At 68.3% G+C, this 21175-nt stretch carries 16 protein-coding genes and 1 tRNA gene; 3 read left to right on the forward strand and 14 right to left on the reverse strand.

Features of this window, described 5'->3' with window-relative positions; all coding sequences use genetic code 11:
• Positions 1 to 36 precede the first annotated feature (36 nt).
• From FBZ88_RS26850 to manD, 4 genes are all read right to left on the reverse strand, one after another.
• Positions 37 to 1197 carry a LacI family DNA-binding transcriptional regulator gene (locus FBZ88_RS26850; RefSeq protein WP_246138879.1) on the reverse strand — a complete coding sequence of 387 codons (1161 nt, stop codon included), beginning with the start codon at positions 1195 to 1197 and terminating at the stop codon, positions 37 to 39.
• An 11-nt stretch (positions 1198 to 1208) separates the two neighbouring features.
• A complete protein-coding gene (locus tag FBZ88_RS26855) occupies positions 1209 to 2507 on the reverse strand; it encodes an MFS transporter (protein ID WP_246138880.1) in 1299 nt (432 codons plus the stop codon).
• A complete protein-coding gene (locus FBZ88_RS26860; RefSeq protein ID WP_145620070.1) occupies positions 2504 to 5200 on the reverse strand; it encodes a glycoside hydrolase family 2 TIM barrel-domain containing protein in 2697 nt (898 codons plus the stop codon). Before FBZ88_RS26860 ends, FBZ88_RS26855 begins: the two co-directional genes overlap by 4 nt.
• A 322-nt stretch (positions 5201 to 5522) precedes the next feature.
• A complete protein-coding gene (manD, locus tag FBZ88_RS26865) occupies positions 5523 to 6734 on the reverse strand; it encodes a D-mannonate dehydratase ManD (RefSeq protein ID WP_145620071.1) in 1212 nt (403 codons plus the stop codon).
• A gap of 189 nt (positions 6735 to 6923) precedes the next feature.
• Between manD and FBZ88_RS26870 the strand changes: the two genes are divergently transcribed.
• Positions 6924 to 7685, forward strand: coding sequence for a FadR/GntR family transcriptional regulator (locus tag FBZ88_RS26870; RefSeq protein ID WP_145620072.1), 762 nt, complete (start codon positions 6924 to 6926; stop codon positions 7683 to 7685).
• Between the two features lie 5 nt (positions 7686 to 7690).
• On the opposite strand, the gene FBZ88_RS26875 is transcribed toward FBZ88_RS26870, so the two are convergent.
• From FBZ88_RS26875 to FBZ88_RS26895, 5 genes are all read right to left on the reverse strand, one after another.
• On the reverse strand, positions 7691 to 8581 hold the full coding sequence (locus tag FBZ88_RS26875; protein WP_145620073.1) for a LysR family transcriptional regulator: 891 nt from the start codon (positions 8579 to 8581) through the stop codon (positions 7691 to 7693).
• Positions 8582 to 8741: 160 nt separating this feature from the next.
• Entirely contained in the window at positions 8742 to 9053 is a 312-nt protein-coding gene (locus tag FBZ88_RS26880; RefSeq protein WP_211102812.1) for a hypothetical protein, read from the reverse strand.
• Between the two features lie 15 nt (positions 9054 to 9068).
• Positions 9069 to 9293 carry a hypothetical protein gene (locus FBZ88_RS26885; RefSeq protein WP_145620074.1) on the reverse strand — a complete coding sequence of 75 codons (225 nt, stop codon included), beginning with the start codon at positions 9291 to 9293 and terminating at the stop codon, positions 9069 to 9071.
• Between the two features lie 21 nt (positions 9294 to 9314).
• A complete protein-coding gene (locus FBZ88_RS31430; RefSeq protein WP_145620075.1) occupies positions 9315 to 11384 on the reverse strand; it encodes a 2Fe-2S iron-sulfur cluster-binding protein in 2070 nt (689 codons plus the stop codon).
• A gap of 79 nt (positions 11385 to 11463) precedes the next feature.
• Positions 11464 to 12096 carry a glutathione S-transferase family protein gene (locus tag FBZ88_RS26895; protein ID WP_145620076.1) on the reverse strand — a complete coding sequence of 211 codons (633 nt, stop codon included), beginning with the start codon at positions 12094 to 12096 and terminating at the stop codon, positions 11464 to 11466.
• Between the two features lie 258 nt (positions 12097 to 12354).
• Between FBZ88_RS26895 and FBZ88_RS26900 the strand changes: the two genes are divergently transcribed.
• The gene (locus tag FBZ88_RS26900) at positions 12355 to 13062 is read left to right on the forward strand and encodes an alpha/beta fold hydrolase (protein ID WP_145620077.1); all 708 of its coding nucleotides are present in this window, start codon (positions 12355 to 12357) and stop codon (positions 13060 to 13062) included.
• Positions 13063 to 13105: 43 nt separating this feature from the next.
• Here the strand turns inward: FBZ88_RS26900 and dinB are convergent, their stop codons facing one another.
• Together dinB and FBZ88_RS26910 are read right to left on the reverse strand one after the other, a co-directional pair.
• The gene (gene dinB / locus FBZ88_RS26905) at positions 13106 to 14179 is read right to left on the reverse strand and encodes a DNA polymerase IV (RefSeq protein WP_145620078.1); all 1074 of its coding nucleotides are present in this window, start codon (positions 14177 to 14179) and stop codon (positions 13106 to 13108) included.
• A 123-nt stretch (positions 14180 to 14302) separates the two neighbouring features.
• Positions 14303 to 16303, reverse strand: a complete 2001-nt coding sequence (locus FBZ88_RS26910) for a hypothetical protein (protein ID WP_145620079.1) — start codon at positions 16301 to 16303, stop codon at positions 14303 to 14305.
• Between the two features lie 329 nt (positions 16304 to 16632).
• Here FBZ88_RS26910 and FBZ88_RS26915 point away from each other — a divergent pair, with 329 nt between their 5' ends.
• On the forward strand, positions 16633 to 19437 hold the full coding sequence (locus FBZ88_RS26915) for a hybrid sensor histidine kinase/response regulator (protein ID WP_211102813.1): 2805 nt from the start codon (positions 16633 to 16635) through the stop codon (positions 19435 to 19437).
• A 78-nt stretch (positions 19438 to 19515) separates the two neighbouring features.
• Here FBZ88_RS26915 and FBZ88_RS26920 read toward each other — a convergent pair whose 3' ends face one another.
• From FBZ88_RS26920 to FBZ88_RS26930, 3 genes are all read right to left on the reverse strand, one after another.
• Positions 19516 to 19863 carry a hypothetical protein gene (locus FBZ88_RS26920; RefSeq protein WP_145620081.1) on the reverse strand — a complete coding sequence of 116 codons (348 nt, stop codon included), beginning with the start codon at positions 19861 to 19863 and terminating at the stop codon, positions 19516 to 19518.
• Positions 19864 to 20070: 207 nt separating this feature from the next.
• Complete coding sequence (locus FBZ88_RS26925; protein WP_186464615.1) at positions 20071 to 20916, reverse strand: mechanosensitive ion channel family protein; 846 nt, start codon at positions 20914 to 20916, stop codon at positions 20071 to 20073.
• A 166-nt stretch (positions 20917 to 21082) separates the two neighbouring features.
• A tRNA-Met gene (locus FBZ88_RS26930) sits at positions 21083 to 21159 on the reverse strand.
• Positions 21160 to 21175 lie beyond the last annotated feature (16 nt).

Raw genomic sequence — 21175 nt, forward strand, 5'->3', positions numbered from 1 at the left:
GACTCCAGGCTTCGGTTTTGTCGTGTGATCCACGCTTCAGGTGATCCCACCTGAAGCGACCACACTCTGGGCCGGCGCGCTGGAGGATTCCCGCACCACCAGCCGGGGCGTCACCGTGATGGGCTGGGCCTTTCCCGCATCCCCGTCGTTGATGCGGCCGATCAGCCGGTCGGCCGCCAGGCGGCCCATGTCGTGGATGGGCAGGCGCACGGTGGACAGCGCCGGGCACATGCGTGAGGCTAGGGGCGTGTCGTCGAAGCCCACCACGGTGAGATCGCGCGGGATGCTGATGCCCAAACGGTAGGCCGCCTTGTAGACGCCGGCCGCCATCTCGTCATTGCTGGCGAAGATGGCCGTGGGACGGTCGGCCGGGGACAACAACTCCATGCCCCGCTTCTCTCCCGTCTCGAAGGTGTAGAGCCCCTCCACGATCCAGCGGTCGGGCACGGTCACGCCGTGCTCGGCCAGGGCGCCGAGGAAGCCCTCGCGTCGTTCGTGGGTGGAGCGATAGCGCTGCGGCCCGGTGATCAGCGCCACCCTGCTGTGACCCAGCTGGGCCAGATGGGTGCCCACCTCGGCGGCACCGGTGCGGTCGGTGTGCAGCACCATGGACGTGGGCTCGTCCAACGGCACCGACATCAGGCGCATGTAGCGGCAGCCGATGGTGCGCAGCAGGGCGACCAGGGCCGCGTCCTCCGACAGGGGCGGAACCAGGATCACGCCATCCAGGTTCTGGCGCTGCACGAAGGTCTTCACCTCCGCCAGGAAGCCGGGCGCCACCTGGCGGCAGGGATGGACCACCAGCTCAAAGCCCTCACGATGGCAGGCCTCAAGGATGCCGCCCTGGACGTTCACAATGTACTGGGCGTTGGGGTTGTCGTAGATCAGGCCCAGCAGGAAGGACCGGTTGATGGCCAGGCCGCGCGCCTGGGGGCTGGGCACATAGCCGATGCGGGCCACCACCGCGTCCACCACCGCGCGGGTGGCGTCGTGCACGTACGGGGACTGGTTGATGACCCGGGACACCGTCTTCTTCGACACCTTGGCCAGGCGCGCCACGTCATTGATGGTGGGCGCGCGGGCCAGGGTCCAGGCGGGGATGGCCAGGGGAGCGTCCGGCGGGGCCGCCAGCCGGCCGTCGCCGGCCAGCGCCTTGCGCCGCCGCACCTTGGGCTTTTCGATATCGGTATCAGCCACAGTGGAAATCCTCACCGCGTGAGTCGTGCCGGCGCATAGCGCGGCGTCATCCAATGGATCAGCGCCAGGGCCACGAAATAGGCGCTGGCCGCCATCAGGAAGATGGGGCGGTAACTGCCGGTGGTCTGCAGGATCCAGCCGGCGGCCTGGGCCATAGCCATGCTGCCGATACCGCCCGCCGCCCCACCCAGGCCGATGACGGACCCGGCGGCCCAGCGGGGAAACAGGTCGGACGGCAGGGCGTAAAGGTTGACGGAAAAGCCCTGGTGCCCGGCGCAGGCCAGGCCGATCAGGACCGCCGCCCCCCACAGGCTGCCCGTATCCATGGCCAGCGCCACCGGCGCCACCACCAGCGCGCAGACGAGGAAGGCGGTCTTGCGCGCCCGGTTCAGCCCGGCGCCCCGCGCCAGCAGGCGGGACGAACCCCAGCCGCCCAGCACGCTGCCCATATCGGCCAGGATGTAGACCAGCACCAGGGGTGGCCCGAAGCCCTTGAGGTCCAGGCCATAGCGCTTGGCGAAGAAGTCGGGCAGCCAGAACAGGAAGGTCCACCAGATCGGATCGATCACGAAACGGCCCAGGATATAGGCCCAGGTTTCACGCGTCGCCAGCACCCGCCGCCACGGCAGGCGCACCGGCGGCGGCACGGGATCGGCCTCGATATAGGCCAGTTCCCCCGGACTCAGGCGCGCCACCTCGCGCGGGCGGCGGTAGAGGGCCAGCCAGGCCGCCAGCCACACCACGGTGAACAGGCCCGTAACCAGGAAGGCGGCGCGCCAGCCCCAGGCCAGGGTGACGGCCGGCACGATAAGGGGCGTCAGGACGGCGCCGACATTGGCCCCGGCGTTGGTGAGGCCGATGGCCAGCGCCCGTTCCCGCTGCGGGAACCATTCCGCCACCGCCGCCAGGCTGGCCGGAAAGGCGCCGGACTCGCCCAGCGCCAGAGGGATGCGGGCAATGGCGAAGCTGGCGACGGAACCGGCGGCGGCATGGGCCATGTGGGCGATAGTCCAGATGGCCACCGCCAGGGCGTAGCCGGCACGGGCGCCGATACGATCCACCAGCCGGCCGAACACCAGGTAACCGCTGGCGTAGGCCGCCTGGAACCAGAAGACGATGGTGCCGTAGCCGACTTCCGTCCAGCCGTAGCGGTCCTGCAACAGGGGCTTCAGCACCCCCAGCACCTGCCGGTCGACGTAGCTGAGCGCCACGGCGGAGAACAGCAGGAAGCAGACCAGCCAGCGGTAGCGGCCCCGCGGTTGGGGGATCACCCCCGGGGTCGCCACCGCGTCCTTCATGGCCACGCTCACCGCGCCGCCACCACGTCGATGGCCGACACCAGCGCCTGGCCGGTGACGGGGCGGAAGTCCAGGGCCATGCCATCCTTGCCCTTCACCTCGACGGTCACCGTGCGCTCCAGCGCCTTCAGGGTGCCACCCGCCTCCGCCGCCACGTCCAGGTGCATGACCACCACCTGGTCGTTGGCGGCCACGTCGAAGACGCGGGCACCGGCCGCCAGCGCCGGCTCGGCGAAGCGCAGGGTGACCTGGTAGCGACCGGCCGGCACCGGCACGCGGTAGGTGAAGGCGCCCTCGCGGTAGGTCTCATACAGCTTGGGATCTGGCGTGCCGGTGGCCGCAGCGATGACCTTGTCCGGCTTGCCGGTCTCGGGGCCGGGGTTGCGGTCATGCGGTTCGCCCCCGGTGACGAAGGCGTCGGAGCCGTAGCGGGCACCGGCGGCGGTGGTCAGCCCGGCCGAGGCGCCGGCGCGGATGCGGATCTCGTCAGCCTTGCCACCGAAATGCCAGGTGATGCTGTCGCTCACGGCTTGGCCCTTGATGTCGGCAGTGGCGGTCAGGACGTTGTCGCCGGCATCCAGATGCACCGCCGGCCAACGGCAGATGTGGTCGGGGCAAAGTGCGGTGCCCAGGTCGCGACCGTTCAGGCTCAGCCGCACGCTGGCGGCATTGCTGTAGGCCTGGATGTCGGTCACGGGATAGGCGCGGTCGACATAGCGGCGACCGTTCAGGTGCAGCACCGGCTGGTCGCTCCAATCCGCCTTGTAGAAGAAGAACACGTCCTTCTTCACCGTGCGGTCATAGGACACCAGGCCCTTGTCGTTGGTATCGACCATGTCGCCCTCCCTCCGGCTGTCGCTGGCGAAGTCGAACATGTTCCAGACGAAGGTGCCCCACAGGTAGGGCCGCGCCTTCAGCTGCGCCCACCAGATCTCATGCAGGCGGCTTTCCAGCTCCTCCGGATGGAAATGGCCTTTGGGGTAGACCACGCCGGTCTGCACCTCATCGGTATGCTGGGTCAGGCCGCCGCCGCCGCCGTATTCGCTGACCGACAGCGGCAGGCGCGGATGCAGCTTGTGCAGCCGGTCCAGCACGGGTCCCAGGTCCTCCGGCTTGTCGTAGTACCAGCCCTGGTAGCGGTTGTAGCCCAGCAGGTCGGTGATCTCCGCCACCACGTCCACACCGGGCTTGGGCGCGTCCGGCCACGGCTCGCAGCAGTCGGCCATGGTGGTGGGGCGGGTGTGGTCCAGCTCATACGCCGCCTTGTTCAGCTGGGTCAGCAGCGGCCGGGCGTTGCTGACGCCGTGGCCGCTGGCCGCCATCAGGTTCACCTCGTTGCCGATGGACCAGGTGACGACGCTGGGGTGGTTGTAGTTCTGCTTGATCAGTTCATGCAGCTGGCTGTCGGCGTTGGCGGCGAAGGCGGGGGTGGTGATGCCCTTGTCCCCGTCCGGCGTCTCCGGCACGGTGCGGTTCACCAGGGGGATTTCCGCCCAGACGACCACGCCGTCCCGATCCGCCAGGTCGTAGATGGCCTGGTCGTGCTGGTAATGGGCCAGGCGCAGGGTGTTGATGCCCAGGTCCAGCATGATGTCCATGTCCTGGGCCTGGTCGGCGGGGCTGATGGCCCAGCCCTTGCCCGGCCGGTCCTGGTGGCGGGACACGCCGTGCAGGGCGATATGCTTGCCGTTCAGGAAGAAGCCCTGGTCCGGGTCGAAGCGGAAGGTGCGGATGCCCAGTGGCTGGATTACCTGGTCCAGCAGTTGGCCGTCCGTCGTCTCGATACGCGTCACCACGTGGTAGAGGTAGGGGTCGGCCTTGCCGTCCCACAGGTGGGGGTTCGGCACGCTCAGGGTCTGCGCCGGTTCCTCCAGCGCGCCGGGCGCAACGGTCAGGGGATGGCTGTCGCTGGCCACCGTGGCGCCGGTCGCGTCGACGATGGTGGTCTTCACCACCACCGGCTGGGCCTTGGTGCCGTCGTTCTTCACCCGGCTGTTGACCTCGATGGACGCGGCACCGTCCAGGGCGGCAGTGTGGGCATAGACGCCGGGCCCGCCCCAATCCAGCATGTCGATGTGCACCGGGTCGGTGGCGATCAGCGACACCTGGCGGTAGAGGCCGCCGAACAGGAAGAAGTCACCCGACATGGGGATGACCTCCGCCGTGGGCGATCCCGCCACGGCCGGGCTGGAATTGTCGGTGCGGACCGCCAGCACGTTGACCTTGCCCTGCTTCAGGGCGGCGGTGGCATCGAAGCGGAAGCGGCCGAAGGCCCCCTTGTGCACGCCCAGCTTCACGCCGTTCAGCCAGACCTCGGTGTTGATGCTGGCGCCGTCGAACTGCAGCCACACCTTCCGCCCGGCGTAGTCGGCCGGTGGGGTGAAGCGCAGGCGGTACCAACCGGCCCCGCGTGTGGCGTTGTAGTCGGGCCCGCGCGCCGCCGTGCCGCCCAGGTGGTTCCAGGTGTGGGGCAGGGAAACGGTGGTCCAGCCCTTGTCGTTGAAGCCGGCGGCCTCGGCGCCCCCCTGCTTCCCCGACGGCACGTCGCCCTGGTGGAACTGCCAGCCCGCGCTGAGCGGCAGGTCGCGCCGCTCGGCGGCATGCGCCCCGCGGGCCATCGGGGCGGCCGTCAGGGCGACGGCGGCCACCGCCAGGGTGGCGCGGAAGCGCTTGCGGCTCAGACGGCGCGCGGCATGGGTCGGCATGGGGTTCCTTCCTTCAAGGCATTGTTTCTTAGGCAGAAGCCGGACACGGGGACTGCCACCCCGGGGTTCTCACGTCCAACCGGCCAGCGCGTTCAAGCTACCGGCTTTCCGCAGCATGATCCGTGGAAAGGTTTGACCTGAACACGGGACAAATGAAAGAAGCCACCCGTCCGGCACCTTGGCGGAACACATGGCCGGACGGGCGGAGGAGGAGGGTGCGGAATAGTGGTCATACCACATGCCGCGTGTCAACCCGACGGCCAGACTGTGGCCAGACCACGACACCCAGAACCAAACGAAAAGCGGTAAGCCAAACCCGTCCTTACCAATTGTACAGGGTGCCGTCTTCCAGGCGATTCACCGGCAGGAAGGCGCGGCTGTAGGGATACTTGGCAGCCAGCGCTTCATCCATGTCCACGCCCAGGCCGGGGGCATCGCCGGGGTGGAGGTAGCCGTCCTTGAAGCTGTAGGCGTGGGGGAAGACGGCGTCCGTCTCCGCCGTGTGGCGCATGTATTCCTGGACGCCGAAGTTGGGGATGGATAGGTCGAAATGCAGGGCCGCCGCCATGGTCACGGGCGACAGGTCGGTGGCGCCATGACAGCCGGTGCGGACCTGGTAAAGGTCCGCCAGGTTGGCGATGCGACGCAGGTGGGTGATGCCGCCGGCGTGCACCACCGTGGCGCGGATATAGTCGATCAACTGGTTCTGGATCAGATCCTTGCAGTCCCAGATGGTGTTGAACACCTCACCCACCGCCAGGGGCGTCGTGGTGTGCTGGCGGATCAGGCGGAAGGCCTCCTGGTTTTCCGCCGGCGTCGCATCCTCCAGCCAGAAGGGGCGGTAGGGCTCCAGGCTCTTGCCCAGATGCCCAGCCTCGATGGGGGTCAGGCGGTGGTGCACGTCGTGCAGCAGATGGACATCGTCGCCCAGGGCCAGGCGGGCCGCCTCGAACAGCTTGGGCACCGTGCGCATGTACTTGGCCGTGGACCAGACGTTTTCCGTCGGCAGGGCGCCGTCCGCCGGCTCATAGAACATCTTGTCGCCGGAAACGCCGTAGGTGGAGGGCAGGCCCGGGACGCCCGACTGCAGGCGGATGGCCTTGTAGCCCAGCGCCTGGTACCTCAGCGCCTCCTCCACCGTCTCCTCGATGGTCTGGCCGTTGGCGTGGCCGTAGACCATCACGCCGGTGCGGCAGGCGCCACCCAGCAGCTGGTACAGGGGCATGTTGGCCGCCTTGGCCTTGATGTCCCACAGTGCCATGTCCACGGCGGCAATGGCCGACATGGTGACGGGGCCGCGGCGCCAATAGGCGCCCCTGTACAGATACTGCCAGATGTCCTCGATCTGGTGGGCGTCCCGGCCGATCAGGCAGGGGATGACGTGATCGGTGAGATAGCTGACCACCGCCAGTTCGCGGCCGTTCAAGGTGGCATCGCCCAGGCCGTACAGGCCGTCCGCCGTCTCGATGCGCAACGTCACGAAATTGCGGCCGGGGCAGGTGACCACCACCCGGGCGTCCTTGATCTTCAACATCGGTCGAACCTTTACCCTGGAGCGGACGCACCCGGCGGGATGACCCCGGGAACGCCAATAAATTGGTCTTACCACTTATGTCTTCCATAGGCCCAGAGGCCTGTCAAGAAGACGAATTGGACTGGCGGGAGGGGGCGCCCCTGCCCTATCCTGGACGCCGTCCGCCCCGCATCTGGTCAGAGCACTCGCATGCTGCCCCTTCCCGCCAACGGCCAGCGCCTGTACCGCCAGGTGGCCGATGCCATCGCCGCCGACATCCGCCGGGGCGTCTACGCCGCCGGCCAGCGCCTGCCCTCCGAACGGGATCTGGCGGAAACGTTCGATGTCAGCCGCCCCACAGTGCGCGAGGCCATGATCACCCTGGAAATCCTGGGGCTGGTGGAGGCGCGCCATGGCTCCGGCATCTATGTGACGGAGCAGTTGCCCCCCAGCGAGGCGGCGGCGGAACTGGACATCGGCGCCTTTGAGCTGACGGAGGCACGCCGCCTGGTGGAGGGCGAGGTGGCCGCCCTGGCCGCCACCACGATCACCGATGAGGAGCTGGCGGTTTTGGCCGCCCTGCTGCGCGAGATCGGGGAGGAGAACGAGCGCAACGCGGTGGGAGAGCAGGCCGACCGCCGTTTCCACCTGACCATCGCACGGGCCAGCCGCAACACCGCCCTGGTCGGCGTGGTCGAGCAGCTGTGGGACATGCGCTACAAGTCGCCACTGTGCATGGCCATGCTGGAACGCGCCCGCACCGTGGGCGACCACCCCCGGGTGGAGGAACATCAGCGCATCGTGCAGAGCCTGGCCGCCCGCGACCCCCAGGCCGCCCGCGCCGCCATGCGCGACCATCTGGGCCGCGTTATCGAAGGCCTGCTGGAGGCGACGGAGATGGAGGCCGTGCAGCGCGCCCGCGCCGAGGTGGCGGCCAAGCGCGACGAGTTGCGCCGGCGCGCGGGCGTTTGAGCGGGTCAGTTCAATAAGCGATTGCCCCGCAACGCGGCCACCGCCCTGTCGACAAAGGCCCTGATCTTGGCCGGCGCCTGCCGCCCCTCGGCGTACAGCACGTGGATGGGCAGCGGCGGCTCCTCATACTCGCTGAGCACCACCTGCAGGCGCCCCTCCAGCAAGGCCGGGCCGATCTGGTAGTGCAGCACCCGCGTCAGCCCCCAGCCGGCCTGGGCGGTGGCGATCGCCGCCTCGTTGGTGTTGCAGTGCAGGGTGGGATGGATGACGACCCGCTGATCGCTGGCGAAGCGCCATTCGGGTGAGGCCCAGGCGCTGGTGGAAACGGCGATGCGATGATCCTTCAACTCCGCCGGGGCGGTGGGCACGCCATGCTTCTCAAAATAGGCCGGCGCACCGCAGACCACCCGGCGGACCGTGCCCACCTTGATGGCGGTGAAGCCCGAATCCGGCAGGCGGCCGATGCGGACGGCCACGTCCACCCCCTCCTCCACGATGTTCACCGGACGATCGACGAAGAAGGTGCGCGCCGTCATGGCGGGATAGGCGTCCAGATAGTCCGTCACGATGGGCAGCACGTACATTTGCCCGAACAGCAAGGACGCCGTAACGGTCAGCGTTCCCGAGGGCGTGGCGTAGGACCCGGCGGCGGCGGCCTCCGCCTCCGTGATGTCGGCCAGGATGCGCCGGCAATCATCGAAGTAGCGCCCGCCGGCCTCGGTCAGCTTGACCGAGCGTGTGGTGCGCACGAACAGGCGGGCGCCAATGGTTTCCTCCAGCGCCGCGATGGCGCGGGTGACCGCCGGCGCGCTCAGGTGCAGATGGCGCGCCGCTTCGGCGAAGCTTTCCGTCTCGGCCACCTTCACGAAGATGCGCATGGCCTGCCAACGATCCATGGACCCCTCCCCCGCGCCCGGCCTTCACATCAGCCGGGCCAGAAACTCCGCATAAGTACATGGATCCTGGATGATCATGTCGCGAAAATAGTCAGGCGCCGGCGGCGCGCCGTCCCAACGGGCCGAAGGCTCCTCCTCCCCGTCATCCGCTTGGTCGGCGTCACACATGGCGGGGCCCTCCGGTGCCGGCCTGGCGCACCAGGGCCTCGATCTCGCGACAGGCCGCTTCGGAAATGCCGGCCTTGAGCGCCCTGGCCCGGCGATCCTGGCGCATGTTCTCGGCCGCCAGCGCCAGTCCCAGGGCCAGGGACGTGCGCAGATCGAAGCTCCAGCCCTGGCGGGCGGCGTCGATTTCCGCACCCGACATGCCCAGCGCGCGGGCGGCTGCGTCCTGCCGGGGGTCGGGGCTGCCGGCGGTCAGGGCCAGTTCGATCGACAGGCGCGCGCGCCTGTCCAGTGGGTTGGTGATCATGGGGTCCACACCTTCTCAAAAGTCGCAGCCGTGGGCTTCGGCGATGGCCAGCGCGATACGCTCGCGCAAGGTGGCCGGCAGTTCGCCCTTGGCCAGGGTGCCCCGTAGATCGACGCCGACGGCAGCGGGGCCGCGAAGCAGGAAGCGGAGGCGGGCGAGCCGCCGGCGCAACAGCCAGAGGGTCAGCCGGGCGGCTTCGGCGGCCATGTCCATGGCCTCCGGCATCAGCAGGTAAAACATGATGTCGTCTCCGGTTCGGGATCAGAGGGCCAGTTGCAGGGGGCCCGCGCCCTCGGGTTGCTCGGCCGGGACGGCGCAGCAGATCAGCGCCTCGCCCTCGGCCACCGGGGCGGTTGGTTCCTTCACATAAGTCACGGCCCCGGCCAGGACCTTGGTCCGGCAACTGCCGCAGGTGCCGGAGCGGCAGCTGAACTCCGGGCTCAGGCCCCGAGCCTCCGCCAGTTCCAGCAGCGTGCCGGACCCGGGCGTCCAGCGCGCCTCCTTCAACGCGGTGGTGAAGACCACCGGCACGGGGCCGGTGGCGGGCGGCTGACGCGGCGGCGGCGCGGCGGTGGCCTTGTCGGCCGTCCGCACCAGGGAAGAAGGCCCGAAAGCCTCGGCATGGATGCGCTCATCCGCGACGTTCAGGCCGCGCAAGCCGTCGTAGATCGCCTGCATGAAGGGCCCCGGGCCACACAGGTAGAAATCGTAGTCGTTGAACGCCAGGAAGCGGCCCAGCAGCGCCATGTCGATGCGCCCGGCGGCCTCGTAATCGGCCCCCTCCGCCGCGCCGGTGGCGTCGCTCAGCACCCGCACGACCCGCACGGCACCCCTGGCCGCCGCCACCAGTTCCGCCACTTCGGCCTCGAAGGGCCGGTCCGCCTTGGTCCGGGCGGCATGGAACAGGGTGGTGGGGCGGACGCCGCGGGTCCGCAGTCCCTCGTAAACCACGTGGCGCAGCATGGCCAGCATGGGCGTGATGCCCACGCCGGCGCCCAGCAGCACGGCCGGCCGTTTCTGCCGGGCGTCGATGGTGAAGCCCCCGGCCGGCGCCCGCGCCTCAATGACGTCACCCACGCGGACATGGTCGTGCAGATGGCTGGAGACCAGGCCGTCGCGCTTCACGCTGATGCGATAGACGGCGTCGGACGGTGCCACCGACAGGGTGTAGGTGCGGATGACCGGCTTGTCCGCGCCGGGAAGGGTCAAGCGGATGGGCAGGTGCTGCCCCGCCTCATGCGGGATCAGGCCGGCGCCGTCGTCCGGCATCAGGTGGAAGGAACGGATGGCGGCGCTTTCATCCACGATCCGCGTCACCTTGAACGGCCGCCAGCGCGTGGCCAGGTCCGCCGCGCGCAGACGATCGGCGGCTTGCGCCCAATCGCCCGTCATCAGGGAATTGGGGGACCAGCCGTCCTCCTGGAAATCCCAGCGCAGGGCGAAGGCGCCCGGGCGCTGCACCACCCGCCGGGCGCGGAAGGTCCACAGCCGCTCCGCCCCCTGGAAGGCGGCGACCTCGGGGCTGTCCAGGATGACCTGGGCGTCGCCCGTCAGCTGCAGCATGTCGCCGGTCTCGAAGTCGATGAACACCAGCCCGGCCTTGCCGTTCACCAGGATGTTGCCCAGCGTGGCGAAGAACAGGTTGCCGGCGAAGTCCGGGATGGTCAGCGTGCCGTCCGCGGCCACGCGGACGAAGCCCGCCTTGCCGCCGCGGTGCGACACGTCCACCTGGCGGCGGTCGTCCCGGTCGGCGTATGACGCCACGAAGAAGGTGTCCGCCGCCGCGATCATGCGCCGCGCCTCGGCATCCAGCTCGGCACCTTCCAGCACCGGGCCGGTGAACACCTCGCCGGGGTCGCGCACCAGACGGTAATCGCGCAACTGGATATACTGCGGGCAGTTGCCGAAACTCTGATCGACCTGGAAGAGGAAGGGGCCGGCGCCGGACCGCAGGATGCCGTTCACCCGGTTGCGCCGGCGGGTGTGCAGCTCGATGCCCAGCAGGCCGATGGCCTGACCTTCCCCAATGCCCTGTGCCGCCGGATCGGTGGGGTCGGGCCGCGCTTCGATCGCCAGCGACCGGGGCGTGGGGGAGGTGATGAAACCCGGCCGTCCCGCCAGCAGCGTGGCCCAGGCATCGCCGGCGGGATCGACACTGCCCGCCACGATGAAGGGGATCTGGGCGTAGAAGTCGCGGTGCTGGTCAGGCATGTAGTCGCGGATCACCCGCTGCCCCACGCTCGCCATCCTCTCGGCCACTCCGACCTTCTCCTGGATGGTTTTCTCGCCGGCATGCCAGACCGCCAGCTTGGATAAAGTGGTGTCGCTCATTTCCACCTCCTTCGGTCTGGCCCACCTCTTTCGGTCTGGGCCGGGCGGGCGCACCTGGTGGCGCGCCCGCGCCACGGGGTCACGCGGCGGTCACGCCTTGAGCGGCGGACAGGCCCACCGGCGTCTCGACGAAGGGCACGAAGCCCGGCAGCGCCTCGATCCGGCGCAGGAAGGCGATGACGCCGGGATAGCCCGACAGGTCGACGTTTCCTTCCGGGGCGCGGGCCACATAGCTGTAGAGCGCCACATCGGCGATGGTCGGCGCCCCGCCCACCAGCCAGTCCCGGTCCGCCAGATGGGCCTCCAGGTTCTTCAGCAGGCCGTGCGCCCGGGCGATGACCTCTTGCGGGTTGTGCTTGGACCCGAAGACGGTGACCAGGCGGGCCGCCGCCGGACCGTACGCCACCTCACCCGCCGCCACCGACAGCCAGCGCTGCACAGCGGCGGTGCCCTGCGCGTCCTCAGGCAGCCAGTCGACGCGTCCCAGCTTGCGGGCGAGGTAGACCAGGATGGCGTTGGAGTCCGACACGACGATGCCGTCGTCGTCCAGCACCGGCACCTGGCCGAAGGGATTCAGGGCCAGGAATTCCGGCTTCTTATGGTCCCCGGCCTTCAGGTCGACCTCGACCAATTCGTGCGGTACGCCCAGCAGGGACAGGAACAGGCGCGCCCGGTGCGCGTGGCCCGATGGGGTGTAGTGATAAAGCTTCATGATCCGGTTCCCGATGTTCAGGACCGGGGCCATTCCCGATCCGCGAACGCAGGGTCGCCCAATCGGCCCATGCTGAGAATTATCGGTCTCGGCACTTCATTATTACGCGTGGCGTAATGATGGGCACGGCCTTCCGGGGCCAAATATGGCCGCCAAACCTCCAAAGCCTCGCGCATTCTCCAATACGACACCAGCCCCCGCCCCTGAAGATGTGACGACCGTCCCCCGACGGGTCGTCTCACTCAGGAGCTGAAGCCCATGGAACCCACCCCGCCCTCCCCCAGCCCGACCGTCGTGCTTGTCCATGGCGCCTGGGCCGATGCCTCCAGCTGGCGCCACGTCATTCCCCTGCTGATGAAGAAAGGCGTGCGCGTCGTCGCCGTTCAGAACCCCACCACCTCCCTCGCCGACGACGTGGCGGCGACCCGGCGGGCGCTGAACACCATCCCCGGACCGGTCGTGCTGGTGGGACACAGTTGGGGCGGCACGGTCATCACCGAGGCCGGAAACGATCCGAAGGTGAAGGCGCTGGTCTATGTGGCGGCCTTCGCGCCGGGCGTGGGCCAGAGCACCGGCGACCTGGTCGGGGCGCATGCTCCGCCGCCGGCGCTGGCCAAGATCATCGACGACGGCGCCGGCTTCCTGACCCTAAGCGCCGAGGGCTGGGTGCAGGACGTGGGCCAGGACCTGCCGGAGGATGAGGCCAGGCTGCTGGCGGTGCTGCAGCCGCCCCTGGCGGCCCGCACCTTCACCGACACGATCACCGAGGCCGCCTGGTCCAGCCGGCCCAACTGGTACATCGTTTCCGGCGACGACCGGATCGTCAGCGTCGAGTTGCAGCGCAAGCTGGCCGGCCTGATGAACGCCCGCACCACCGAGCTGAAGGCCAGCCATTTGTCCCTGTTGTCGATGCCGGAGGCCGTGGCCCAGGTCATCGTGGAGGCGGTGGAAAGCGTGGCCGGATGATCCCGGCGGCCGGTGCAGCGGGGTTGGGGGGCGGGGCCGGGTGTCAGAACCCGAACTCCAGCTGCGCCGGCGGGCCGGACGCCTCAAAACTGGAAACGGTCACCCCCAGCAGGCGCACGCCCGTGGGCAGGGGGTAGACGGTGCGCACCAGTTCCACGCTGATGGCGCGCAATGACTCTTGCGACACCACGGGTGCCGCCAGGGTACGGCTGCGGGTGGCCTGGCGGAAGTCGCCGTACTTGATCTTCACGGTCACGGTGCGGCCGAAGGCCTGGGCCTTCTCACACCAGGCCCAGACCTCATCCGCCATGGACAGCACGCCCTGCTCCACCGCCGCCGGCTCCGTCAAATCCTCCAGGAAGGTGGTTTCGGAGCCGGAGGACTTGCGCGGCCGGTCAGAGACCACGGGGCGATGGTCCTCGCCATGGGCTATGGCGTGGTACCAGGGACCGGACTTGCCGAAATGGGTCTGCAGGAAACTGACGGTCTGACGGCGCAGGTCAGCGCCGGTGTGGATGCCCAGGCTGTTCATCTTCTCCGCCGTCACCGGGCCCACGCCGTGGAACTTGGCCACCGGCAGGTTTTCCACGAAGGCCTCGCCATGGCCGGGCGGCACCACGAACTGACCGTTGGGCTTGCGGTAGTCTGAGGCCAGCTTGGCCAGGAACTTGTTGTAGGAAATGCCGGCCGAGGCGTTCAGCCCCGTCTCCGCCTTGATACGGGCGCGGATTTCCGTGGCGGTGGCCGTCGCCGTGGGCAGGCCCCGGCGGTTTTCCGTCACGTCCAGATAAGCCTCGTCCAGCGACAGGGGTTCGATCAGGTCGGTGTAGTCGGCGAAGATTTCCCGGATCTGGCGGGAGATGGCGCGGTAGACCTCGAACCGCGGCGGCACGAAGATCAGCGGCGGGCATTTACGCAAGGCGGTGGTGGAGGGCATGGCGCTGCGCACGCCATACTCCCGCGCCTCATAGCTGGCCGCCGCCACCACGCCGCGCTTGGCGCCATAGCCCACGGCCACCGGCCGCCCGCGCAGATGCGGGTTGTCGCGCTGTTCCACCGACGCATAGAACGCGTCCATGTCGACGTGGATGATCTTGCGGATACCGGGGCTGGTCATGGCCCCGGCATCCTAGCAGATCACCCATGAACGGAAAGAGAACAGATCACAGGTTGATTTCTGGCTCCGGGGCCGGCGGTCGCCGGCCTTAGGAGCACATGCGGAACATTGGCGTACGCCGCTTCACTTCTCGATCTTGAACACCTGGTAGGAGTGCGGCTGCACCGTCACGCCGAAATCGGTGCGGGCGGCCACGTTGTCCCGCCGGAACTTGCCATCCTTGGGCGCCATCACCGGCGCGGCGGCGATATCGGCGTTGGTGGACAGGTTGCGCAGATGCACGCCCCGGCCCAGCAGCGACAGGGTCACCGGCACCGGCTGGTCGCGGAAGGACTCCACCACGAAGGTGTCGTTGTCATAGGCGAACAGGCTGACATGGTCCGGGCTGTCCAGGCGTACGGGGAAGTCCTGCTGCAGGTACTTCTTGATCTCGGTCACCAGGCCCTGGGGCAGGTTGTAGAGATCGCCCGGGTTGTCCGGCATGGTCAGGACATAGAGGACGCCCTTGGAATACCGGTTCATCAGCAGGATGGGGAAGCCCTTGGCATTGGCCACGCCGCGAATGATGGGCCAGCTGTCGTTGGTGTAGTAGTGGATCTCGGGGAACAGCACGGCGGGCCTGCTATCGGACACGCCATCATGCGCTGGGTCGTTCAGGCTGTCGCCGTTGCCGGCGCCGTAGCCGTTGATGAAGTCGTGGATGGCCACCTTGCGGCCCGTGTCCCACACCTCCGCGACATCTTCGATGCCTTTCCCTTTGAGCGCTGACAGCAGGCCGGAGGTGATGACCACCGTCTTGCCCGCCACCAGGTTGCCCTTGATCTCATCCACGATCTTGGGGTCCTGGGCCGCCGCCTGGGTGAGCAGGGCCACGTCGGCGTTGGTGGGAAACTTGGGCGACAGCTCGATCGGGATGCCGATGGTGCCCAGGTAGTTGTGCAGGAAATCCTCGCCGGAAGACTGGTAGGGCTTGTAGCTGGCGATGCCGATGGGCTTGCCCAGCTTGCCCAGATCCTTGTCCACCGTTTCCAGCGCATAACCGGCGGCGCGACCCCAGCCCGGGCCGGGGTCGCCGGCCTGGGCGCCCGCCTTGTAGCCTGAGACCATCTCCTGCCAGCGGAAGCTGGTGGGCAGGTCGGCCCAGGCCTGGCGGTCGCCCGGCCGCACCGCCTCGGCCTCCGACATGGGGCGCCAGTTGAACAGGGTGATCTCCGGCGCCTTGGCGAACAGCGTATCCCACAGCTGTTCGGCATAGCGGTCGACGTAGAGGGTGGAATAGGTGTCCACCCAGCCGCCGCCGTTGCCCACCCCGCCTTTCGCGTCGGTGGGCCGGATGTTGCTGTAGTACCGATAGATTTCGTAGCTCTCGTACTGCTGCAGCAACTGGTCGGTGATCACCGGGTCGCGCGTCTCGGTGCCGGTGTAGATGGCGTCGAAATCCTGGGACTCCTGCTCCAGATCATAGCCCGCGCCCTGGAAGTGTTCGTACCAGTTGGGGTACTTGATGATCATGCGGACCTTGGGGTTGGCCGCCTTCGCCGGCTTCAGCACCAGGTCGCGCGCCACCTGCCGCATGGTCTCCAGCCGGTACTGGGTCCAGCTGCGGTTGCCCTTGGCGGCGATGTCGGCGTCGCTCTTGCTGGCATAGAAGAAGAAATCGTCCAGGATCACGTCGTCGAAGTGCTTGGCGGCCAGCGCCGCCGCCTTGGCGCATTCCTCGCGGTCGGCCGGCTTCTCATAGTCGAAGGTGCCGAACTGCCCACCCTCGCCGCCCGCGGCCAGGGTGATGCCGCCCGACACCTGCACGCCCTTTTCCTCGAACCACTTCTTGACGCGGGTCACCTCCTCATCGGTGGCGAAGACGTGGTTGCGATAGACCTCAAGGTAGACCTTGTTGAAATGGGTCTGGCGCATCGCCCGCTCGAACTCGCGGTCGAAGGTGGCCTTGTCGGCCAGCTGGCGGGTACTGATGACGGCGATGTAGATCGCCACCCGAAAGTTCTGGTACGTCGACGGGGCTGTTGATGGGGCTGCCTTGGCCGCCGCCATGGGCGGCACAAGCAGGGCGGTCAGCGGCAGGCTGAGCAGGGCGGCACAGGCCGCGGCCCGGAACGCGCGATTCATGGACTCACTCCCTATCGTTCATTTTTATAGTCAATCTTCCGGATGAAAACGATTTCCAGAGGCCGGAAGGGCGATGTTAGCGGTAACGTTTCATTAATCACATTTATTCCCCCGCCGCTCAAGACGGCAGATGTCCGCCAGGCCGAAGGGCTAAGCCCGCCTCCCGCGTCATAGGACGAAAGACGGTTCGCCCGCCACCAGCGGCGCGATTGACGGAGCCGCCCTGTAAGCCAAGGCTGTTCAGCCTAGTTTGCTGTCTGAGCAAGGTTTCGAGGCAAGAGTCCGGGCCGGATTTTCAGGAGGCCGGATTTTCGGGGCGGGGCCAGGTGGTGAGGAAGGGAGCGGCGGTGCGGGACGACGTGGATGGCCGGAGCGGCAAACCGTTCCCGGACGGCGACTGCGCCATCAGCGCGCGGATGCGCGCCATGGACTGGTCCACCTCGCCGCTGGGTCCGGTGGCGGGCTGGTCGCCCACCCTGAAGGGGGCCGTCAGCCTGATCCTGCCGGCCCAGGCCCAGATCGTCATGTTCTGGGGGGCGGAGTTCGTGGCGCTCTACAACGCCGCCTACGCCCCCACCATCGGCAATAAGCACCCCCACGCCCTGGGCCGCCCCGCCCGTGAATACTGGACGGAGTTGTGGGACGATCTGGAGCCGCTGCTGCGACAGGCGCGGGACGGCGAAACGGTGGTGGCCAAAGACCGCCCCTTCCGCATCGAGCGCAAGGGCTATATCGAGACCGTCTATTTCGACATCTCCTACTCCCCCGCGCGCAACGAGGCGGGGGAGGTGGAGGGCGTGGTCTGCATCGTGGATGAGACGACGGACCGCGTGATGGCCCTGCAGCGCCTGCGCGACAGCGAGGCCCAGTTCCGCACCCTGGCGGAAGCCATGCCCGCGCTGGTGTGGACCGCCACACCGGAGGGAAACCTCGACTGGTTCAACCCACACGCCTATGCCTATACCGGCGCGCCCACCGGCGCCCTAGACGGCCAGGCGTGGACCTGGGTGACCCATCCGGATGACCTGGCCCGGGCCGCCGGAGGCTGGGCCGCCGCCGTGAAGGCGGGCGGGACCTACACGGCGGAGTTCCGCCTGCGCCGGGCCGACGGCATCTATCGCTGGCATCTGGCGCGCGCCGTCCCCATCCGTGACGAGGGCGGCGGCATCCTGCGCTGGCTGGGCACCACCACCGATATCGAGGACCAGAAGGCCGCCGCCGAGGCCCTGGCCCATATGAACGAAACCCTGGAACGCCAGGTGGCGGAGCGCACGCGGGAGCGGGACAGCGCCTGGAACAATGCCCAGGACCTGCTGCTGGTCATCAGCCCCGAGGGCGTCTTCCACGCCGCCAACCCCGCCTGGCGCACCATCCTGGGCTGGGAGCCCGGGGAACTGATCGGCAAGCACTATCTAGACCTGACGCATCCCGACGACCGGGACTTGAAGGCCAAGGCCCTGGCCCACGCCTCACGGGAGGCGCTGAACAATATCGAGGCCCGCTGCCGCCATCGCGATGGCAGCTATCGTTGGATCGGCTGGGTGGCGGCACCGGAGGACGGCCTGATCTATGCCGCCGGCCGCGATGTGACGCGGGAGCGGGAGCAGGCCCAGGCCCTGGAGCGGTCGGAGGCGCGACTACGCTCCGTCTTCAACACCAGCTACCAGCATCAAGGCCTGCTGTCGCCCGAGGGCGTCGTGCTGGACGCCAACCCCACCTCGCTGGCCGGCATCCGGGCGCGGCGGGAGGACGTGGTGGGCAAGCCCTTCTGGGAAACGCCGTGGTTCACCGCCACGCCGGGCATGCCCGACCTGGTGCGCACCGCCCTGCCCCTGGTGCGGGCGGGACGCACCGTGCGCCGGGAGGTCATCATCAACCTGCCCGCCGGCCGGCACATCTTCGACTTCTCATTGCGGCCGGTGCTCGACGGGGCGGGAAAGGTCATCGCCATCGTGCCGGAGGCCATGGACGTGACCGCCCGCCGCGCCGCCGAGGAACAGCTGCGCCAGGCGCAGAAGATGGAGGCGCTGGGCCAGCTGACCGGGGGCATCGCCCATGACTTCAACAACATGCTCATGGGCATCTCGGGCGCGGTGGAACTGATCCGCCGGCGGGTGGACGCGGGGCGTCCTGAGGGGCTGGACCGCTATCTGGAGGCGGCATCGACGGCGGTGCAGCGGGCCGCTGCCCTGACCCATCGCCTGCTGGCCTTCGCCCGGCGACAGTCGCTGGATACCCGCCCCCAGGACGTGAACGCCCTGGTCGCCAATTTTGCCGACGTGTTGCGTCGAACATTGGGAGCGGACATCACCCTGGAAACGCGGTTGGCCCCCGGCCTGTGGCCAGCACTGACCGACGCGAACCAGTTTGAGAGCGCGCTGCTGAACCTGGCGCTGAACGCTCGCGACGCCATGCCGGGCGGTGGCCATCTGACCATCACCACCGCCAACCAGGCCCTGGGCGAGAGCAGCGACGGGGCGGAGACGCGCGCCGCGGGCGATTATGTCGTGGTCCAGGTGTCGGACACGGGCACGGGCATGATGCCCTCGGTACGGGAGAAGGCCTTCGATCCCTTTTTCACCACCAAGCCCATCGGCCAGGGCACGGGCCTGGGTCTGTCGATGATCTACGGCTATGCCCGTCAGTCCGGTGGCCATGTCCATATCGACAGCGAGGTCGGTCAGGGCACCACCGTCACCCTGACCCTGCGCCGGGCCCCGCCGGAAGAGGCGAAGGCGCCGCCGCCCGAGCCTGCCGCGCCGCCCGGGCTGGGGGAGACGGTGCTGGTGGTGGAGGATGACAGCACGGTGCGCATGCTGGTCATCGATGTTCTGGAAGACCTGGGATACCGCCATATCGAGGCGGCCGACGCGCGGGGCGCCATTCCCCACCTGGAATCCCGGCGCGCCATCGACCTGCTGGTGACCGACGTGGGCCTGCCCAACATGAACGGCCGCCAGTTGGCGGAAATCGCCCGACAGTTCCGTCCCCGCCTGAAGGTGCTGTTCATCACCGGCTATGCCGAGAACGCCACAGCCCGCGCCGGCTTCCTGCAGCCCGGCATGGACATCCTGGCCAAGCCCTTTACGCTGGAGGCCCTGGGCACCAAGGTCCGCGAGATGCTGGGGGCATAGCCCGCTGGGCACGACAAAAAAACCCGTGGCCGGGGCCACGGGCTTTTGACGGAAGCGAATGGATAGGTGCTGGTCAGATCACGACACCGGCCGCACCAGCTCCAGCTGGTCACCGACGCGGCGCAAATGCAGCTCCAGAGCCTGCTGGCCGGCACCGCGCGGCACGGACACGACGGTCTCCTGGTCCGGGGCCAGGGTGGACACGAAACGAACGGTGCTGGCCGGGTCCTGGGTGCCGGCGGTCACCACCACCTGATACCCGGCCTGGGTCGGATGGTAGTAGAGGTTGACATCGACGGCATCGAACTTGGCCTTCAGGGCCGTATCGGCGGACAGCGTCTCGGAACGGGCCACGGTCGCGAGGCCCACGGCCCCGGCGACGACGGCGGAAAACAGGATGGAGTGGGCGGCGATAGAGCGGGACATGGCGGACCTCGAACGGGAAGGTGGCGGCAGCCTCATGCTGCAACTGCGAACACAAATATGGCACCTGCGAGATAATAGACAACGGTGTCAGTCGCTCGTCCGCCATGCGAGTCGCGAAGGCCACGCCAGGGGCGCGGTAGCCTCATGACGCAACAGCCGCCCGGCGGGGCCACCGGGCGGCTGTCATCATGGGAATGGGCGGCGGCGTCAGGTGGCCGGCGGCTCCGTGGGCAGCGCCGTCGCGTGGATGGCGCGGATCAGGTCGCTCTTCACGGCGGGCACGATGTCGTCGGCGGTGGAGAAGCCCACCACCACGTCCAGCGCGCGGGTATCACCGGTGCGGTCGAACAGGATGGTGGGATTGGGCTGGATGCGCGGGTCGGCGGCCACGATATGACGCACCGCCTCGGCCATGCCATCCAGGTCGCTGGTTTCCGGAATGCGGAAGCGCAGCTCGCCGGCATGGGCGGGCGTGGGATGGACGCTCATGTTGCGCAGCGCCTGGCCCCACACGCTGTTGTTGGGGATGATGATCTGGATCTGGTCGTCGGAAATCAGTTCGGTCCAGAACAGCGACAGGTCGCGCACGGTACCGGTGGCGCCACCGACCTGCACCTTGTCCCCGATCTTGAAGGGGCGGAAGATCAACAGCATGACACCGGCCGCCAGGCTGGACAGAGTGCCCTGCAGCGCCAGGCCGATGGCGAGGCCGGCGGCGCCAATGACGGCGACCAGGCTGGCCGTCTGGATGCCGAACTGGGCCAGCACCGCCAGCACGGTCAACGTCAGCACGGCGTAGCGTGCCAGGCTGGCGAAGAAACCGCGCAACATGGCGTCGAACTGGGGGGTGCGGCCCAGGACGGCCGTGACGATGCGGCTGACCTTGCCCGACAGCCAGAGGCCGATCAGCAGGATCAGGATGGCCGCCAGCAGGTTGACACCGTTGGTCACGATCCAGGGGATAAGGGCGTTGAGGCTGACCAGGAACGCCTGGGTCTTCTGGTCCACGGTATCCAGCGCGGGGATATCCACGGCGAGCAAATTCAAGTGCATGCACGACCCTCGGGTTGGCGATGTGGGCGTGAAGAACATAGGGAAGGCGGTTGGGTTCCGCCAGCCTTGGCCATGCCAAAGGATCGAGCCGGGGTCCTCCTGGCCAATCCCCCGGGGCCCAAAAAGCAAACCCCCCGCCGGCTTACGCGGGCGGGGGGTTTGTATTTGGTTGCGGGGGCAGGATTTGAACCTGCGGCCTTCAGGTTATGAGCCTGACGAGCTACCGGGCTGCTCCACCCCGCGGGAATGCGTTCTGGGA

Source organism: Nitrospirillum bahiense (assembly GCF_007828025.1).
Taxonomy (GTDB): Bacteria; Pseudomonadota; Alphaproteobacteria; order Azospirillales; family Azospirillaceae; genus Nitrospirillum; species Nitrospirillum amazonense.

Bases quoted from the DNA above. Each gene is read 5' to 3' on its own strand.
- dinB (WP_145620078.1), bottom strand. From the start codon at position 14,179: ATGACCAGCCCCGGTATCCGCAAGATCATCCACGTCGACATGGACGCG.
- FBZ88_RS26895 (WP_145620076.1), bottom strand. From the start codon at position 12,096: ATGAAGCTTTATCACTACACCCCATCGGGCCACGCGCACCGGGCGCGC.
- FBZ88_RS26900 (WP_145620077.1), top strand. From the start codon at position 12,355: ATGGAACCCACCCCGCCCTCCCCCAGCCCGACCGTCGTGCTTGTCCAT.
- manD (WP_145620071.1), bottom strand. From the start codon at position 6,734: ATGTTGAAGATCAAGGACGCCCGGGTGGTGGTCACCTGCCCCGGCCGC.
- FBZ88_RS26885 (WP_145620074.1), bottom strand. From the start codon at position 9,293: ATGTTTTACCTGCTGATGCCGGAGGCCATGGACATGGCCGCCGAAGCC.
- FBZ88_RS26910 (WP_145620079.1), bottom strand. From the start codon at position 16,303: ATGAATCGCGCGTTCCGGGCCGCGGCCTGTGCCGCCCTGCTCAGCCTG.
- FBZ88_RS26880 (WP_211102812.1), bottom strand. From the start codon at position 9,053: ATGATCACCAACCCACTGGACAGGCGCGCGCGCCTGTCGATCGAACTG.
- FBZ88_RS26920 (WP_145620081.1), bottom strand. From the start codon at position 19,863: ATGTCCCGCTCTATCGCCGCCCACTCCATCCTGTTTTCCGCCGTCGTC.
- FBZ88_RS26875 (WP_145620073.1), bottom strand. From the start codon at position 8,581: ATGGATCGTTGGCAGGCCATGCGCATCTTCGTGAAGGTGGCCGAGACG.
- FBZ88_RS26860 (WP_145620070.1), bottom strand. From the start codon at position 5,200: ATGCCGACCCATGCCGCGCGCCGTCTGAGCCGCAAGCGCTTCCGCGCC.
- FBZ88_RS26870 (WP_145620072.1), top strand. From the start codon at position 6,924: ATGCTGCCCCTTCCCGCCAACGGCCAGCGCCTGTACCGCCAGGTGGCC.
- FBZ88_RS26925 (WP_186464615.1), bottom strand. From the start codon at position 20,916: ATGCACTTGAATTTGCTCGCCGTGGATATCCCCGCGCTGGATACCGTG.
- FBZ88_RS31430 (WP_145620075.1), bottom strand. From the start codon at position 11,384: ATGAGCGACACCACTTTATCCAAGCTGGCGGTCTGGCATGCCGGCGAG.